General features: G+C 66.9%; 17 protein-coding genes and 1 riboswitch. Of the genes, 14 read left to right on the top strand and 3 right to left on the bottom strand.

Features of this window, described 5'->3' with window-relative positions; translation table 11 throughout:
* The first annotated feature begins 70 nt into the window (after window positions 1–70).
* The 3 genes from GC150_11955 to GC150_11945 are packed head-to-tail and all read left to right on the top strand — an operon-like array spanning window position 71 to window position 1223.
* Window positions 71–328: a type II toxin-antitoxin system prevent-host-death family antitoxin gene (locus tag GC150_11955; protein ID MBI1385615.1), complete on the top strand. Its 258-nt coding sequence runs from the start codon at window positions 71–73 to the stop codon at window positions 326–328.
* Window positions 328–750 (top strand): PIN domain-containing protein, encoded by a 423-nt coding sequence (locus GC150_11950; protein ID MBI1385614.1) that lies wholly within the window; start codon window positions 328–330, stop codon window positions 748–750. Before GC150_11955 ends, GC150_11950 begins: the two co-directional genes overlap by 1 nt.
* Window positions 747–1223 carry a GNAT family N-acetyltransferase gene (locus GC150_11945; protein ID MBI1385613.1) on the top strand — a complete coding sequence of 159 codons (477 nt, stop codon included), beginning with the start codon at window positions 747–749 and terminating at the stop codon, window positions 1221–1223. The genes GC150_11950 and GC150_11945 overlap by 4 nt, the downstream gene beginning before the upstream one ends.
* Before the next feature lie 175 nt (window positions 1224–1398).
* Here the strand turns inward: GC150_11945 and GC150_11940 are convergent, their stop codons facing one another.
* Both GC150_11940 and GC150_11935 read right to left on the bottom strand, forming a co-directional pair.
* Entirely contained in the window at window positions 1399–1887 is a 489-nt protein-coding gene (locus GC150_11940) for a hypothetical protein (GenBank protein MBI1385612.1), read from the bottom strand.
* Between the two features lie 206 nt (window positions 1888–2093).
* Window positions 2094–3074 carry an SPFH/Band 7/PHB domain protein gene (locus GC150_11935; protein MBI1385611.1) on the bottom strand — a complete coding sequence of 327 codons (981 nt, stop codon included), beginning with the start codon at window positions 3072–3074 and terminating at the stop codon, window positions 2094–2096.
* 403 nt (window positions 3075–3477) lie between these two features.
* Between GC150_11935 and GC150_11930 the strand changes: the two genes are divergently transcribed.
* The 6 genes from GC150_11930 to GC150_11905 all read left to right on the top strand — a co-directional run bounded on the left by GC150_11930 (window position 3478) and on the right by GC150_11905 (window position 9548).
* Window positions 3478–4044: an NnrU family protein gene (locus GC150_11930; GenBank protein MBI1385610.1), complete on the top strand. Its 567-nt coding sequence runs from the start codon at window positions 3478–3480 to the stop codon at window positions 4042–4044.
* Window positions 4045–4193: 149 nt separating this feature from the next.
* The gene (locus GC150_11925; protein ID MBI1385609.1) at window positions 4194–5300 is read left to right on the top strand and encodes a mandelate racemase/muconate lactonizing enzyme family protein; all 1107 of its coding nucleotides are present in this window, start codon (window positions 4194–4196) and stop codon (window positions 5298–5300) included.
* A 174-nt stretch (window positions 5301–5474) separates the two neighbouring features.
* Window positions 5475–6464 (top strand): manganese transporter, encoded by a 990-nt coding sequence (locus tag GC150_11920; GenBank protein MBI1385608.1) that lies wholly within the window; start codon window positions 5475–5477, stop codon window positions 6462–6464.
* A gap of 133 nt (window positions 6465–6597) precedes the next feature.
* Complete coding sequence (locus GC150_11915) at window positions 6598–7323, top strand: ATP-binding cassette domain-containing protein (GenBank protein MBI1385607.1); 726 nt, start codon at window positions 6598–6600, stop codon at window positions 7321–7323.
* Window positions 7324–7399: 76 nt separating this feature from the next.
* Complete coding sequence (locus GC150_11910; GenBank protein MBI1385606.1) at window positions 7400–8614, top strand: iron chelate uptake ABC transporter family permease subunit; 1215 nt, start codon at window positions 7400–7402, stop codon at window positions 8612–8614.
* A 4-nt stretch (window positions 8615–8618) separates the two neighbouring features.
* Window positions 8619–9548 carry a metal ABC transporter permease gene (locus tag GC150_11905; protein MBI1385605.1) on the top strand — a complete coding sequence of 310 codons (930 nt, stop codon included), beginning with the start codon at window positions 8619–8621 and terminating at the stop codon, window positions 9546–9548.
* Window positions 9549–9584: 36 nt separating this feature from the next.
* On the opposite strand, the gene GC150_11900 is transcribed toward GC150_11905, so the two are convergent.
* On the bottom strand, window positions 9585–10391 hold the full coding sequence (locus tag GC150_11900; GenBank protein ID MBI1385604.1) for a DUF502 domain-containing protein: 807 nt from the start codon (window positions 10389–10391) through the stop codon (window positions 9585–9587).
* On the opposite strand from GC150_11900, the gene GC150_11895 reads away from it, so the two are divergent.
* The 5 genes from GC150_11895 to gcvP all read left to right on the top strand — a co-directional run bounded on the left by GC150_11895 (window position 10357) and on the right by gcvP (window position 16115).
* Window positions 10357–10935 carry a VUT family protein gene (locus GC150_11895; GenBank protein ID MBI1385603.1) on the top strand — a complete coding sequence of 193 codons (579 nt, stop codon included), beginning with the start codon at window positions 10357–10359 and terminating at the stop codon, window positions 10933–10935. The genes GC150_11900 and GC150_11895 overlap by 35 nt on opposite strands.
* Complete coding sequence (gene queF / locus GC150_11890; protein ID MBI1385602.1) at window positions 10932–11393, top strand: NADPH-dependent 7-cyano-7-deazaguanine reductase QueF; 462 nt, start codon at window positions 10932–10934, stop codon at window positions 11391–11393. The genes GC150_11895 and queF overlap by 4 nt, the downstream gene beginning before the upstream one ends.
* Before the next feature lie 86 nt (window positions 11394–11479).
* A riboswitch (glycine riboswitch) is annotated at window positions 11480–11566 on the top strand.
* Between the two features lie 171 nt (window positions 11567–11737).
* On the top strand, window positions 11738–12880 hold the full coding sequence (gene gcvT / locus GC150_11885) for a glycine cleavage system aminomethyltransferase GcvT (protein ID MBI1385601.1): 1143 nt from the start codon (window positions 11738–11740) through the stop codon (window positions 12878–12880).
* 11 nt (window positions 12881–12891) lie between these two features.
* Window positions 12892–13254: a glycine cleavage system protein GcvH gene (gcvH, locus tag GC150_11880; GenBank protein MBI1385600.1), complete on the top strand. Its 363-nt coding sequence runs from the start codon at window positions 12892–12894 to the stop codon at window positions 13252–13254.
* Entirely contained in the window at window positions 13251–16115 is a 2865-nt protein-coding gene (gene gcvP / locus GC150_11875; protein MBI1385599.1) for an aminomethyl-transferring glycine dehydrogenase, read from the top strand. The genes gcvH and gcvP overlap by 4 nt, the downstream gene beginning before the upstream one ends.
* Window positions 16116–16210: the final 95 nt, after the last annotated feature.

Below are 16210 nucleotides of genomic sequence, written 5' to 3'. Positions count from 1 at the left end.
CCAAGGATTGTGGGGCTGCCGGCTGGACGCTATATTCGGCGATGGGAGCCGAATTCAGGGTGTCCATACCATGACCACGACAACCATCACGAGCCGCGAGTTCAACCGTGACGCCGGCGGCGCCAAGAGGGCCGCCGACAAGGGGCCGGTGATCATCACCGATCGCGGCCGGCCGGCGCATGTGCTGTTGAGCTACGAGGAGTATCGGCGGCTGACCGGTGGCCCCAAGAGCCTCCTCGAGGCACTCAGCCAGAAGGACGGTGACGACATCGAATTCGATCCGCCGAAGATGCGTGGTCCAATCGCTCAACCAGTCGATTTTGATTGATGTTTCTGCTCGATACGAATGTCGTCTCCGAGCTGCGCAAATTGACGTCAGGGAACCCTTCGGTCCGGCGATGGGCACGCGATCGAGACTGCGAGACGTTCTGGTTGTCGGCCATGACCGTCATGGAGTTGGAGATCGGCGTGCTCCGACTGGAGCGGCGTGATTGGCGCCAAGCCACGAGGATCCGCAGGTGGCTGGACGATCAGGTTCTCGTCGAGTACGAGCCCCGCATCCTCCCGATCGACACGGCCGTGGCGCGGCGGGCCGCTGCCCTGCACGTGCCCGACCCGCGCCCCGAGCGTGATGCCTTGATCGGGGCGACGGCGCTGGTGCACGGGCTGACGGTGGTCACCCGCAACACCGGCAACTTCGAGTCCATGGGGGTCGCCGTGTTCAATCCCTGGCTGGAGGCCGATGCATGACGGGGCCGGTGTCCGGGACCGGGTGGCGGGTGCGGGACGCCGGCCTTGCCGATCACGACAGCGTTCTCGCCCTCGCGCGCGCCTTTTGGGCCGAGGACGGGTTCGGCGACACGACGGCCCAGCACCGGGCCGTCGCCACGCTGCTGACGAGCCGTGAGTATGGCGTCATTCTGATCCTCGAGCCGGCGGATGGGGCTGGCAGGGCGGCCGGCTATGCCGCACTTTGCTGGGGTTATTCCATCGAGTTCGGCGGACGGGATGCTTTCCTCGACGAAATCTACGTCGCGCCAGAGGTGCGCGGACAAGGGCTCGGGGCATGGTTCATCGAGCAGGTCTGCGGGCGTCTGGCCGTCGAGGGGGTTCATGCCCTGCACCTCGAAGTGCTCGACAACAACGCGAGGGTGGCAAAGCTCTATGATCGCTGCCGTTTCGAGAAGCGGGGCCGCATGATGAGCCGGAGGCTCGGCGCGTAGCCAGCGCGTCAAGGAGCAGCGCGCGGGCCGGGCCCTGGACATGGCGAGGGCGGCGATCCGTCCCCAGCTCGCCGCCCGATCGTTTCAGCTCCGAAGTCCTGCCACGTGGCGGTTCGCCTCGGTCCGCCACGCCCATTGCCTTGGCCCCGTCGCTCGTCGGGGCGCCATCAAGCGATCACCAGTGCACGCCGTAAAGCCGCAACCGCGGATGACCGTGGCGATAATAGCCCACGTGCCAGCCGGCGAGGCCATGGTGCTTGCGATACTTGTGGTAGACCACGTGCGGGTAGTGGCGCCGCTTCACGTAGTGCCGGCGGTAGGGCTTGTGGTACCCGTAATACCGGCGCGTCTTGTAGTAGCCGTAGTGCCGGCGCGGCTTGTAGTAGCTGTAGTAGTGGCGACGGGGCTTGTAGTAACCATAGTAGCGCACCCGCGGCTTGTAGTAGCGGCTATAGACGCGGCGATGGGAGCGATAGCCCCAGCGCTTGTAGTAGCCGACCGTAGTCAGACCCGCCGTGTCGGCGGCGAGCGCCGGCTTCAGGCCGCTGGAAACGGGTGCGAGCGCACCCGCATTCGAAGGTGTGGCAACGAGGCCGCCAACGAGAGCCACGGCGACGATTGCCGCAAGTCTGGTCAGTGCCTTTGCCCAATCAGGCAATTTCATTCCTTGTCACTCCTCTCGGCTGCGTGATCCCGAGGGGAGGCCGGAAGCCTCTCCTGCCGACATTATGGCAGGAAAGCGAGGGTTTGAGTATCACCCTATGACGCAATCGTGATGCCCGTTTGGCGAGCCCCTCGCGGGGCCCGCCAATACGCAGCGCGGCGTGCGTCGCCGCGCCCCCCCGGACCACAACCGTCGATCGCTCCGGATCAACCGTTCGAGGTTGGAACCGAGCCGCGTCCACGTCCGCCGCGGGCCGGTGCCTGACCATCGCCAGCGCCGCCGAACGTTTCGCGGGCGATCTCGCCGATGCCGGCGAGCGAGCCGAGGATCGAGGTGGCTTCCATCGGCAGCATCAAGACTTTCTGGTTCGGTGCGACGGCGAGTGTCTTCAGCGCCTCGACGTAGTTGTTGGCAACGAAGTAGTTGATGGCCTGGACGTCACCTTCGGAAATCGCCTGGGACACCATCTGGGTCGCGCGCGCCTCGGCCTCGGCGGCGCGCTCGCGCGCCTCGGCGTCGCGGAAGGCGGCCTCCTTGCGGCCTTCGGCCTCGAGCACTTTGGCCTGCTTTTCACCCTCGGCCTTGAGAATGGCGGCGGCCCGCAAGCCTTCGGCCTCGAGGATCTGGGCGCGCTTCTCGCGCTCGGCCTTCATCTGACGGGCCATCGACTCGACGAGGTCACGCGGCGGCTCGATGTCCTTGATCTCGATGCGCGTCACCTTGATGCCCCAGGGATTGGTGGCTTCATCGACGATCGCCAGCAGCCGTGCATTGATCGCATCGCGGTTCGAGAGCAGTTCATCGAGGTCCATGGACCCCATGACCGTGCGGATGTTCGTCATGGTGAGGTTGATGACCGCGAGCTCGAGGTCATTGACCTCGTAGGCGGCCTGCGAGGCATCGAGCACCTGATAGAAGTTGACGCCGTCGACCCGCACCATCGCGTTGTCACGGGTGATGACCTCCTGGCCCGGAATGTCGAGCACCTGCTCCTTCATGTTCATGCGCGCACCGACGCGGTCCATGAATGGCACGAGGATGTGCAGGCCCGGCTTCAGTGTGGTGGTGTAGCGACCGAACCGCTCGACCGTGAAGTTGAACCCCTGCGGCACCACCTTGACGGTCGACCAGAGCGCGAACGCGACGACCGCGAGGAGGGCGAGAAGCAGAAACGAGGCGAATTCCATCGACTGTTCCTTTCCAGAACTGCGGCAAGTGAGTACCGGCCGCTCAGTGTACTGCACGCGCTTTTAAGCCCGAACGGGTTTTCGCAACCCTAACAGGGTGTGCATTTTCGCTGTCCGATTCAATCTATTGGTCAGGACGGATTCAACCGCGATCGCGGTGGATGCCGTGATCGGCATGAAGCGATCGGGCTTCGTTCGCCACCATGGTCCGATGCTCGGGAAGGAGCCGTGCGCGCATTGCTTCCGGGACCATCGCCTTGTCGTTGCCTCCCCGGCTCGCCACGACTAGAACGCAAGTCGGAGCCGCGTTCGACCAGAGCAGGTGAGGGACGCCAGCGCGAGAGAAGCGGCTGGCCGCCTGCCGCGCGCGGTGGCACGTCGATGCAAGTGGGGAGCGCGAGCCGTGACACTGCTCATTCTGGGACTGGTGGTGTTCTTTTCGAGCCATCTCGTCAGTGCGGCACCGGCACTGCGTCAGCGCCTCATCGGCGCGCTGGGTGCGAACGGCTACAGGGGCGCCTATTCGTTCGTCTCGATCGCCGGGGTCGCGCTCATCGCCTGGGGCTGGAGCGTCGCCCCGTTCGTGTCTGTCTGGGAGCCGCCCGCCTGGGGGCGTCACGCGACGCTCCTGCTCATGCTTCTCGCCTTTCCGTTGCTGGTCGCCTCCGGCAATCCCGGCCAGCTGAAGCGCATCATCGCGCATCCGATGATCCTCGCCGTGAAGGTCTGGGCCCTCGCCCACCTCTTCGTGCGCGGCGACCTCGCCTCGCTGATCCTCTTCGGCAGCTTCCTTGCCTGGGGCGTCTTCGCGCTCATCTCCATGAAACGGCGCGAGCGGGCCGGCCTCATCACCGTCGCCGTCGGACCATGGCGAAACGACGTCATCGCTGTCGGTGTCGGGCTCGCGCTCTACATTGCCTTCGTGATCGCCCTGCACGGATGGCTGATCGGTATCGACCTCACTCCCTGAGACCGGGCTTGCCGTCGCCCTGACCAGTGCGTGCCGCATTGCCGGGCCGGACTGTCGCAACTGGTGCTTGCTTCTCGCCGTGCGCGGCCCAAACATCGGGCACCTTTCCGCCAACCGATCCTGCGCCGCGCCAACGGGAGCCACCCAGCATGAAGATCGCCAAGCTCGAGACCTTTACGACACGTTACGTCAGTTTCGTGCGCGCGACCGCCGATACGGGCGACATCGGCTGGGGCCAGCTCTCGACCTATCACGCCGACATCTCGGCGATGGTCTTCCACCGCCAGATCGCACCCCACGCGCTCGGTGCCGATGCCCTCGAGTTCGCGGACCTGCTGGATCGTATCTACGAGCGTGAGCACAAGTTCCCGGGGTCGTACCTGCGCCGCGCCATGACCGGCCTCGACACCGCGCTCTGGGACCTCAAAGGCAAGCTCGCGGGCAAACCCGTCGCCTCACTCATCGGTGGTTCGCCGGGCAAGATCCGGGCCTATGCCTCCTCCATGAAGCGCGACATCACGCCCGAGGACGAGGCGGCCCGCTTCGTGCGTCTGCGCGACGAAAAGGGCTTCGATGCCTTCAAGTGGCGGGTCGGCGCCGAGGTCGGGCGTGATCAGGACGAATGGCCGGGGCGCACCGAGGCGGTCGTGCCGGTGGTGGCGCGCGCGCTCGGTGATGGCATCGCCAAGCTGGTCGATGCCAACTCCTGCTATTCGCCCAAGCGCGCGATCGAGGTGGGCCACATGCTGGAGGCCGAGGGCATCACGCACTACGAGGAGCCCTGCCCCTATTGGGAACTGGAGCAGACCAAGGAGGTCACCGACGCCCTGTCGATCGACGTGACGGGCGGCGAGCAGGACTGCGAGTTCAATGTCTGGAAGCGCATGATCGACATGCGTGCCGTCGACATCGTGCAGCCGGACGTCATGTACATGGGCGGACTGACGCGAACCATGAAGGTGGCCGAGATGGCGGCGGCCGCGGGCCTGCCGTGCACGCCGCACGCCGCCAACCTCTCGCTCGTGACCATGTGCACCATGCACCTCCTTCGCGCGATCCCGAATGCCGGCAAATACCTCGAGTTCTCGATCGAGGGCGCAGATTATTATCCATGGCAGGAGGGGCTCTTCCTCGGCGACCCCTACCGCATCGAGGGCGGCATGGCCGAGGTGACGGACGCGCCCGGCTGGGGTGTCGAGATCAACCCGGCCTGGTTGGAGAAGGCCGCGCATCAGGTGAGCGCGCTCGGCGCCTGAGGCCGCGCGGCCGCGCCGCGCCCGGATTTCGCACCCCGGTCAAGGTCGGCTTCTTGCGAATGATTTGCAACAGACTTGACACCGGTTCGGCCGGGGGCCATCTTCTTGCCAATCGTTGTCATTGGAGACTGGCAGATGCCCACCACGCGCCCTGGTCCGGCGGCCCCCATAGCGATGGCCCGCACGCGCCGGTCGACATTGGCGTTCCTGGTGGTTGCCGGCCTCGCGGTGATGAGTATGCAGGCCCTGCCGTCGCCGGAGCGGGCCCATGCCAGCGAAACGCGGCTCGCCATCGTCGCGACCACCGGTATGATCGCCGATGCCGCCCGCGCCATCGGTGGCGCGGAGGTCGAGGTCAAGGCGCTGATGGGGCCGGGCGTCGATCCGCATGCCTACCGCCAGACGCGCAGCGACATCGTCGCCATGACGCGTGCCGATCTCGTTCTCTGGCACGGGCTCTACCTCGAAGCCCAGCTCGAGGACTTCATGCGCGATCTCGCCAAGCGTCGCCGGGTCGTCGCGGTGGGGGAGTTCATCGCGCGCGACCGGCTGCGCGCGCATGCCGACTACCCGGACAAGTTCGACCCGCACATCTGGATGGACCCGAAGCTTTGGCGCGAGGTCGTCGTCGTGGTGCGTGACGTGCTGATCGCGGAACGGCCCGAGGCGCGCGATGTCTTCACCAGCAACGGCCAAGCGCTTCTCGCCGAGATCGACCGCCTGGCCGCATATGCCGAAGCCACCATCACGAGTATTCCGCAGAGCCAACGCGTTCTCGTCACCGCGCACGACGCCTTCGGTTACTTCGGCCTCGCCTATGGTTTCGAGGTCGTCGGCATCCAGGGCATCTCGACCGAAAGCGAGGCCGGCCTCAACCGGATCACCGCGCTCGTCGACATGCTCGTCAACCGCGGCATCGGTGCCGTTTTCGTGGAATCCTCCGTTTCCGATCGCAACATCCGTGCCCTCGTCGAAGGGGCCGGTGCGCGCGGTCACCGCGTCGTCGTCGGCGGCGAACTCTTTTCGGACGCCATGGGCACTGACGGAACTTACGAGGGAACTTATACCGGGATGATCGATCACAACGTGACGACGATCGCCCGCGCGCTCGGTGGCAAGGCGCCGACGCGAGGCATGAATGGACGCCTTTCGGTGGGCGGGTGAGGGTGCTGCCATGAGGGTTCCGGGCGCCACCGGCGCAACGACCGGCGAGCGGGGCCATTTGAAGCTCGCGGTCGACGGAGGGCGTCAACTCGGAACGACCGACGCCGATGACGCGGCCCTCGCCGTGCGCGCCATGACGGTCAGCTACGGTGAACGCGCGGCCCTCTTCGACGTCGATGCAACCTTCCGTGCCGGCTGCCTCACCGCCATTGTCGGGCCGAATGGCGCGGGCAAGTCGACGTTGCTGAAGGCTGCGCTCGGCATCGTGCCGACGGTTTCCGGCCGCACGACCGTCTTCGGCGCGCCCATCGCCGAGGTGCGACACCGCCTCGCCTATGTGCCGCAGCGCGCGAGTGTGGACTGGGATTTCCCGACCACCGTCCTCGATGTCGTGCTGATGGGCTTCTACCGCGAACTCGGGCTCGTCGGGCGCATCACCTCGCAGCACCGCGTGCGTGCGCGCGACCACCTCGAGCGCGTCGGCATGGCCGGTTTTGCCGACCGCCAGATCGGGGCGCTGTCGGGTGGCCAGCAGCAGCGCGTGTTCCTCGCTCGTGCCCTCACCCAAGCTGCCGACCTCTATCTGCTCGACGAGCCCTTCGCCGGCGTCGATGCCGCGACCGAAAAGGCGATCATCGAGGTTCTCAAGGGGCTTGCGGGCGAGGGGCGCACCGTCATCGCGGTGCACCACGACCTGGCGACGGTTGCGGCCTATTTCGACGACGTCGTGCTGCTCAACGTCCATCGCATCGCCGAGGGGCCGGTCGCCGCGACCTTCACCGCCGCCAATCTGCAGGCGACCTACGGTGGACGGCTCGCGGCCGCGCACATCGACCAGCTTCGCCTGGCGGTGGACTGACGGGGCGGGACTTTGCCGCCATCCCGCTAACGGAGCGGGGGCGAGCCGCCCGTTGGGAGTAGAGGCGCGAGGCGACATGTGGAACGAGCTGACGGCAGCCCTGCTGCTGCAATCCGGCTACAATGCGTCGCTCGCAACGCTCGGGGCGAGCTTGCTCGGCGTTGCCGCCGGGAGCGCCGGCACGTTCCTCTTCCTGCGCAAGCGCACCTTGGTGAGCGACGCGCTCGCCCATGCCACGCTGCCTGGAGTCGGCCTTGCCTTCATTGCCATGGTGCTGCTCGGCGGCGATGGGCGAAGCCTCACCGGCCTCCTCTTGGGCTCGGCACTTTCGGCCGCGCTGGGCCTCGTTGCCGTCGATTGGCTGGCGCGTCGCACCCGCCTGCCCGAGGATGCCGCGATCGGGGCCGTGCTCTCGGTCTTTTTCGGTTTCGGGATCGTCCTCCTCACCGTCATCCAGTCGATGTCCAGCGGCCGGCAGGCGGGGCTCGAGGGTTTTCTGCTCGGTGCCACGGCCGGCATGCTCTTGTCCGATGCCACATTGATCGCGATCTCGGCGGCGTTCGCCGTGGCTCTCCTCGCGCTCCTTCGCCGGCCGATGACGATGGTCGCCTTCGATGCCGAATTCGCGGCGGCGAGCGGCATTTCGGTGCGCGCCGTCGATCTCGCGATCATGGGCCTCGTCCTCGGTGTCACCGTCATCGGTCTCAAGATCGTCGGGCTCGTTCTGATCGTCGCGCTCCTCGTCATCCCCGCCGTCACCGCGCGGTTCTGGACGGAGCGGACCGATGGCGTGCTCTGGGGGGCCGGTGTCGCCGGAGGGATTTCGGGTTACATCGGCGCCGCCATCTCGGCTGCCGCCCCGGGTCTGCCGACAGGGCCGATCGTCGTGCTGGTCGCCACCGCGCTCTTTGCGTTTTCCCTGCTCTTTGCCCCGGCGCGCGGTGTGCTCGCGGCGGTGCTGCGCCATCGCCGCTTTCAGCTTCGCGTCCATCGCCGTCAGGGCCTGCTCGCGCTCGCGCGCGGCGAGCCGATCCACGACCAGCTGACGCTCGCGGTTCTGCGTCGCGAAGGGCTGATCCGAAGGGATCGTGTCGCAACGCCCGAGGGCCAGGCGCATGCCGGCAAGGCGCTCCTCGACGAGCGGCGCTGGGAGATCGTGCGGGCGCTCTGGGCCGACGAGGCGCTCGCCGGTCGATACGATGGGCTGACCCCGCTCGAAACGCTGCTGACGCCCGACGAACTCGCCGCCGTCGACGCCCGCCTCGAGCGGCCCGCCCTGGTTGGAGCTTGACGTCATGGGGACCGAGTTCGTCCAGCTCAGCCTTGTTCCGATGGTGATCGCAAGCCTTGCCGCCGTTGCCTGCGCGCTGGCCGGCAACTTCCTCGTGCTGCGCCGTCAGGCGCTGGTCGGAGATGCCATCAGCCACGTCGTGCTGCCCGGGATCGTCGGCGCCTTCCTGGTCACCGGGACGGTTTCGAGCTGGCCGATGCTGATCGGGGCTGGTCTCGCGGCGCTCCTGGCGGTCGCCCTCATCGAGACCATACGGCGTCTCGGCCGCGTCGAGCCGGGTGCGGCGATGGCGGTGACCTTCACGTCGATGTTCGCGGCCGGTGTGCTCGTGCTGGAGCAGACCGATACCTCGAGCGTCCACCTCGATGTCGAGCACGCGCTCTATGGCAACGTCGAGAGCCTGATCTGGATCGCGGCGGACGGTTGGGGCTCGATCGTGGACCCCGCGGCGCTCGCTGATTTGCCGCCGGAACTGGCGCGGATGGCGCTGGTCTGCGGCGTGCTCGCGGTGGCGACCGCGGTTTTCTGGCGCCCCCTGAAGATCGCCACGTTCGACGAGCCCTTCGCCGCCAGCCTCGGCCTGCCGGTCGGGGCCATTTCCATCGGCCTCGTGGCGGCTGCCGCCGTCGCCGCCGTCGCCGCATTCGATGCGGTCGGCTCCATCATCGTCATCGCGATGTTCATCTGCCCGCCCGGCGCCGCCCGCCTCATGACGGACCGGCTCGCCCGGCAGGTGGCGTGGAGTGTCGTATTCGCGGTGGTCTCCGCCCTTGCCGGCTACGTTCTCGCCGGCTACGGCCCACTCTGGCTCGGCTACGAGAGTTCCGTCAGTGCTGCCGGCATGATCGCGACCGTCTCGGGCCTCATCCTCGCCCTCGCCGCCCTCGCCGGCCCCCGGCGGCGACGTGTGGCAGCCCCGGCAACCGGCGCCTGAGGGCGTCGCGCACGACCGCCGGCCGCATCCCCTCTATCAATGCCTTGCCGACGTGGAACCGCCCGGGCCCCGGTGCGCCAAGCGCTGAAGACCGACGCCCCATTGTCCGAGGCAGTTGGCCGCATCGAGGCTGCTCGCTTCGAGCAACTGGACGCGGGTCCGCGCAACGACATGGATCTGACCCACCGTGACCAGGGGCGCGGAAGGGATGAAAACGGTGACCGTCTCGTTCGTGCCTTGCTCCATCACGAAGCCGAGCGTTCGCGTGCCGTTGCCTGCCAGGTCGATCAGAGCCGGGTGATAGGCAGACCGGTCGTCGGCGAAACCCCGCAAGAGGTTGGCGACGATCTCGTAGCCTGGGATGTGGCGCAGCAGCCAGCTCTCGATGCTCTGGAACAGCCACCCCCCGAGCGCCGTGCGCACCAGGGTGCCGATCACGAAGCAGACCGCGAGCAACGCAAGTACGGCGAGACCGACCGCCGCGAGCTGCGATTGCAGGTCCGTCAGCCCGAACCGGTTGGAGACCGGCTCGAGCACTGCCGTCCAGAGATCGTAGGCATAGTAAGCCACCCAGAGGAAGGCGACGATCGGGATGAGGGCGACCATCCCATAGAGAATATTGGCTCGGATCGTTCGCATGGCGGATGGCCTCCGATCTCGGGTGACGACGCTTCGTGAGCGTGCCACACATCGCATCGCCATGTCAGCCGCGCCAATCGAGCCGTCCATCAGGGCGACCGGTGCGGCGATGGTCGTAAATTGCAACGTCGGCCCAGGTCTGTGTCGCCTGGCAGCCAAGGAGCACCGCATGACCAACAATTCCGTGCCCGTTCGGGCGCGCATGCTGGGCTATGCCTATCTGGTGGGCTTCGTCCTCTGCATCCCCATCGCCAACTGGATGATCGGCAATGTCGGCACGGTCTGCCCGCCGGACGGGCCCTGCCTCGTTCCGGTTCTGCCCGGCCTCATGGCGCCGAGTGGCGTGCTGATGGTCGGTCTCGCGCTTGTCCTGCGTGACCTCGTACAACGATCGCTGGGCGTGGCCGTCGCCTTTGCGGCGATCGGTGTTGGAGGCCTGCTCTCGTGGTTCCTGGCCCCACCGGCGCTCGTCGTCGCCTCGGTCACCGCGTTCCTACTCTCGGAACTGGCCGACCTTGCCGTCTACACGCCATTGCAGCGGCGTGGCCTCGTGCTCGCGGTCGCGGCCTCGGGCGCGGTCGGGCTCGTGGTCGACACCATCGTTTTCCTCCAGATCGCCTTCGGTAGCCTCGAGCACATGGCCGGCCAGATCGTCGGCAAGGCGTGGATGATCGCCCTCGCGCTGCCGGTCATCGGCTGGCTGCGTCGGCGCGAGTTGCGGCAATCGGCGGTGGGAGGCGTGCAATGAGCGAGACGCAAGAGGGACTGACGCAACTGGGCGGCGCGGTGGCGCTGCCCAGAACACCTCGAGAGGCGGTCATCGAGCGGATCGCCAATCCTCACCCCGGCGAGCGCTACGTGGTGCGCTTCACCGCGCCCGAGTTCACCTCTCTCTGCCCGGTCACGGGCCAGCCGGATTTCGCCCATCTCGTGATCGACTACGTACCGGTCGACTGGATCGTCGAATCCAAATCGCTGAAGCTCTACCTCGGCGCGTTCCGCAACCATGGTGCCTTCCACGAAGCCTGTACCCTCGACATCGGCCGCCGGCTGGTCGGCGAACTCGCACCGATCTGGCTGAGGATCGGCGCCTACTGGTATCCACGCGGTGGCATGCCGATCGATGTGTTCTGGCAGCACGGCACGCTGCCGGAAGGCGTTTGGCTACCCGAACAGGCAGTCTCTCCCTATCGGGGTCGCGGCTAAAGGGCGGGTCGCAGTGATGCATGTGGGTGGGCTGAAAAACCGCCCGCGCCCCCCTTGCCAGCTTGCGGCCCCCCGAACTAACGTGCGCCTGCCCGCTGGGAGAGACCGGCCATGCCGGCGCCGAAGGAGCAACCGCCCCGGAAACTCTCAGGCAAACGGACCTGCGGGCATCGACTGCACTCTGGAGAGTGGCGCGACAGCGCCCGCCGACGGGATAACTATCTCAGGCGAAGGGACAGAGGGGGCGCCTAGCGCACGTCGGACCCATCGGGTCGGCGTGGTCGGCGGCGCCATCGACGGCCAAAGGCCGTTTTGCGTGTCGCTGCAACCATCCAGGAGGATGCATGGCGACCGGCGACGATCTGAGGGTGACACCACTCCACGACCTGCACGTTTCTCTCGGCGCGCGCATGGTGCCGTTCGCCGGCTACGACATGCCGGTGCAGTACCCACTGGGCGTGCTCAAGGAGCATCTGCACGTGCGGGCGGCGGCCGGCCTCTTCGACGTCAGCCACATGGGCCAGCTCCGCATCCGGCCGCGTTCAGGACGGCTGGCGGATGCCGCGCTTGCGCTCGAGCGGCTGATGCCGGTCGACGTCCTCGGCCTTGCCGTTGGGCGCCAGCGCTACGGGCTCTTGACCAACGCCGATGGTGGCATCATCGACGACCTTATGTTCGCCAACCGCGGCGACCATTACTTCGTGGTGGTGAATGCGGCCTGCCTTTCGGGCGACTTGGCGCATTTGCGCAATGAACTCGCCGCTGACTGCGACGTCGAGCATCTCGCCGAGCGCGCGCTGATCGCGCTCCAGGGGCCGCGCGCGAGCGCCGTCATGGCGGGATTGGCGCCGGGCTCGGAGGCGATGCGCTTCATGGACGTCGCCGCCCTCGAGATCGCCGGCATCGACGCGATCGCCTCGCGCTCGGGCTACACGGGAGAGGACGGATTTGAAATCTCGGTTGCCGCCGGGGATGTCGTGGCGCTCGCCGAGCGTCTCCTCGAATGCGAAGGGGTCGCCCCGATCGGCCTCGGCGCGCGCGATTCACTGCGGCTCGAAGCGGGCCTCTGTCTCTATGGCAACGACATCGATATGACGACCACCCCGGTCGCAGCGAGCCTCGGATGGGCGATCCAGAAAGTGCGCCGGACCGGCGGGGCGCGGGCCGGGGGATTTCCGGGCGCGCCCCGCATCCTCGCGGAACTCGAACAGGGTACGGCGGCGCGCCGGGTCGGCCTCAGGCCGGAGGGGCGTGCGCCGGTGCGCGGCGGCGCGCCTCTCTTCGATGCGGAGACGGGCGGCAATCCGGTCGGTCACGTCACCTCGGGCGGCTTCGGTCCGAGCCTCAAGGCGCCGATCGCCATGGGGTACGTGGCGAGCGAGAAAGCCGCGACCGGCACCCGCATTCATGCTGAAGTCCGCGGCAAGCGCTTGGCGCTGACCGTCGCCGACCTGCCCTTCGTCGTCCCAAATTACAAGCGCGCCTGAGGAGAGAGGAAATGATCAAGTTCACCGAGGAGCACGAGTGGGTCCGCCTCGACGGCAAGGTTGCCGTCGTCGGCATTACGGCTCATGCCGCCAGCGAGCTGGGAGACCTCGTTTTCGTCGAGCTGCCCGAGGTCGGTACCATCGTCAGCCAGGGCGACGAGGCAGCGACCGTGGAGAGCGTCAAGGCGGCCTCCGAGATTTACGCGCCTCTCGATGGCGAGATCGTTTCTGTGAACAAGGCGATCGTCGAGGACCCCTCCATCGTCAACAGCGACCCGACCGGAGCCGGCTGGTTCTTCAAGATGAAGCTGACCGATGAGGGGCAGCTCGACGAACTGATGGACGAGACCGAATACAACGACATGATCGGATGAAGACGAGTATGAGCAGCGAGCCGCGCTACGAGCCCTACGACTTCGCCAACCGTCGCCACATCGGCCCCTCCACCGCAGAGATGGAGGATATGCTCCGAATTGTCGGCGCCCCAAGTCTCGAGGCGCTGATCGACGAGACGGTGCCATCCGCCATTCGCCAGAAGCAGCCGCTGGCCTTCGAAAAACCGCTCTCCGAGCGTGGCGCGCTCGATCGGCTGCGCGAGACCGCCAACCGCAACCGCAAGCTCACTTCGCTCATCGGGCAAGGCTATCACGGCACCATCACGCCGCCGGCCATCCAGCGCAACATCCTCGAGAATCCGGCCTGGTACACCGCCTACACCCCGTACCAGCCCGAGATCAGCCAGGGCCGCCTCGAGGCGCTGCTGAACTATCAGACCCTCGTTTGCGACCTGACCGGCATGGACATCGCCAACGCCTCGCTGCTCGATGAGGCGACCGCCGCCGCCGAGGCCATGACCATGGCCGAGCGCCAGGCCAAGTCCAAGTCGCAGGTGTTCTTCGTCGATCACCAGTGCCTGCCGCAGACGATCGCGGTGCTGCGCACGCGCGCCGAGCCGCTCGGCATCGAGGTCCGCGTCGGCGACCCCTTCACCGATCTCGAGCCGACGTCCGTCTTCGGTGCCATCTTCCAGTATCCGGGCGTCGAGGGACGGTTCCACGATTTCTCGTCCCTCATTGCCGGCCTGCACGCAGCCGGCGCGCTCGCAGTCGTTGCCGCCGATCCGCTCGCGCTCTGCCTCCTCAAGCCGCCGGGGGAGATGGGCGCGGACATTTGCGTCGGCTCGATGCAGCGCTTCGGCGTTCCGATGGGCTATGGCGGCCCGCACGCCGCTTACATGTCGACGCGCGATGCCCACAAGCGCGCCATGCCCGGCCGCCTCGTCGGTGTCTCCATCGATGCGCGCGGCAACAAGGCTTACCGCCTCGCGCTGCAGACCCGCGAGCAACACATCCGCCGCGAGAAGGCGACCTCCAACATCTGCACCGCGCAGGTGCTGCTCGCCGTCATCGCCGGCATGTACGCGGTCTATCACGGCCCCCGCGGTCTCAAGGCGATCGCCGAGCGCGTTCACCGCAAGGCCGCCCGCATCGCCGCCGGTCTCGAAAGCCTCGGCTTCAAGATCGCGCCCGAAGCCTTCTTCGACACCATCACCGTCGAGGTGGGTCCCTATCAGGGCCTCATCCTGAAGAACGGCGTCGACAACGGCGTGAATTTCCGCCGCGTCGGCGAGCATCACATCGGTATCACTGTCGACGAGCGCACGCGCCCCGAGACGGTCGAGGCCGTCTGGTGCGCCTTCGGCGGTTTCGATCTCGTCTATTCGGACGAATATCCGCCCTATCGGCTGCCGGGGAATCTGCTGCGCACGAGCGCCTATCTGACACACCCCATCTTCCACATGAACCGCGCGGAATCGGAAATGACGCGCTACATGCGTCGCCTCGCCGACCGCGATCTGGCGCTCGACCGCTCGATGATCCCGCTCGGCTCGTGCACCATGAAGCTCAATGCGACCGCCGAGATGCTGCCGATCACCTGGCCGGAATTCGCCGAGCTTCACCCTTACGCTCCGCACGACCAGGCCGAGGGCTACCACGAACTCGTTGCCGATCTCTCGGCCAAGCTCTGTCAGATCACCGGCTACGATGCGATCTCCATGCAGCCGAACTCGGGCGCGCAGGGAGAGTATGCCGGGCTGCTCACCATCCGCGCTTACCACCGCGCGCGCGGTGAGGGCCACCGCGACGTCTGCCTCATACCGACCTCGGCGCACGGCACGAACCCTGCCTCCGCCCAGATGGCCGGCATGCAGGTCGTCGTCGTCAAGGTGCGTGAGAATGGCGACATCGACATCGAGGACTTCCGCGCCAAGGCGGAAAAACATGCGAGCCGGCTGTCGGCCTGCATGATCACGTACCCGTCGACGCACGGCGTCTTCGAGGAGGGCGTGCGCGAACTCGCCGAGATCACCCATGCCAACGGTGGCCAGGTCTATCTCGATGGCGCGAACCTCAATGCGCTCGTCGGCCTCGCGCGGCCGGGCGACTTCGGTGCCGACGTCAGCCACCTCAACCTGCACAAGACGTTCTGCATTCCGCATGGCGGGGGCGGGCCCGGCATGGGGCCGATCGGGGTTAAGGCGCACCTTGCGCCCTATCTTCCCGGCCATCCGCTGGAAGACAATGTCGTTGGGCCGGTCTCGGCGGCGCATTATGGCTCAGCTTCGATCCTGCCGATCTCCTGGAGCTACTGCCTGATGATGGGCGGCGACGGGCTGACGCAGGCAACGCGTGTCGCCATCCTCAACGCCAACTACATCGCCCGACGGCTGTCGGGGGCCTACGACGTGCTCTATTCCTCCGCCAAAGGGCGCGTTGCCCACGAGTGCATCGTCGATGTCCGTCCGTTCAAGGAGAGCGCCGGGATCGAGGTGGAGGATATCGCAAAGCGGCTGATCGACTGCGGCTTCCATGCCCCGACCATGAGCTGGCCGGTGCCGGGTACGCTGATGATCGAGCCGACGGAGAGCGAGACGAAGGCCGAACTCGACCGCTTCTGTGACGCCATGCTGGCGATCCGGGCCGAGATCACGGCGATCGAGCGGGGTGAGATGGATAGGGAAAACAATGCCCTGAAAAATGCTCCCCATACGGTCGAGGACCTGATCGGCGAGTGGGGCCGGCCCTATACGCGCGAGGCGGCGTGCTTTCCGCCCGGCGCCTTCCGCGTCGACAAGTACTGGTCGCCCGTCAACCGGGTCGACAACGTCTATGGCGACCGGCACCTCGTCTGCTCGTGCCCGCCGCTGGAGGATTATGCCGAGGCGGCCGAGTAGGAGCGGGAACGCCCGACCGCTGCCCCATGGGAATGGGACGCGCCGCCTCGGGAGCGGAACCAGGCGGGCACTCCGGCGCCTCTGGGCGTTGGAAT

It is taken from the genome of Hyphomicrobiales bacterium (assembly GCA_016125495.1).
GTDB lineage: Bacteria > Pseudomonadota > Alphaproteobacteria > Rhizobiales > RI-29 > RI-29.
Note: the sequence above shows the minus strand (reverse complement) of the source record. Positions and strands in the feature narration are given on the sequence as shown.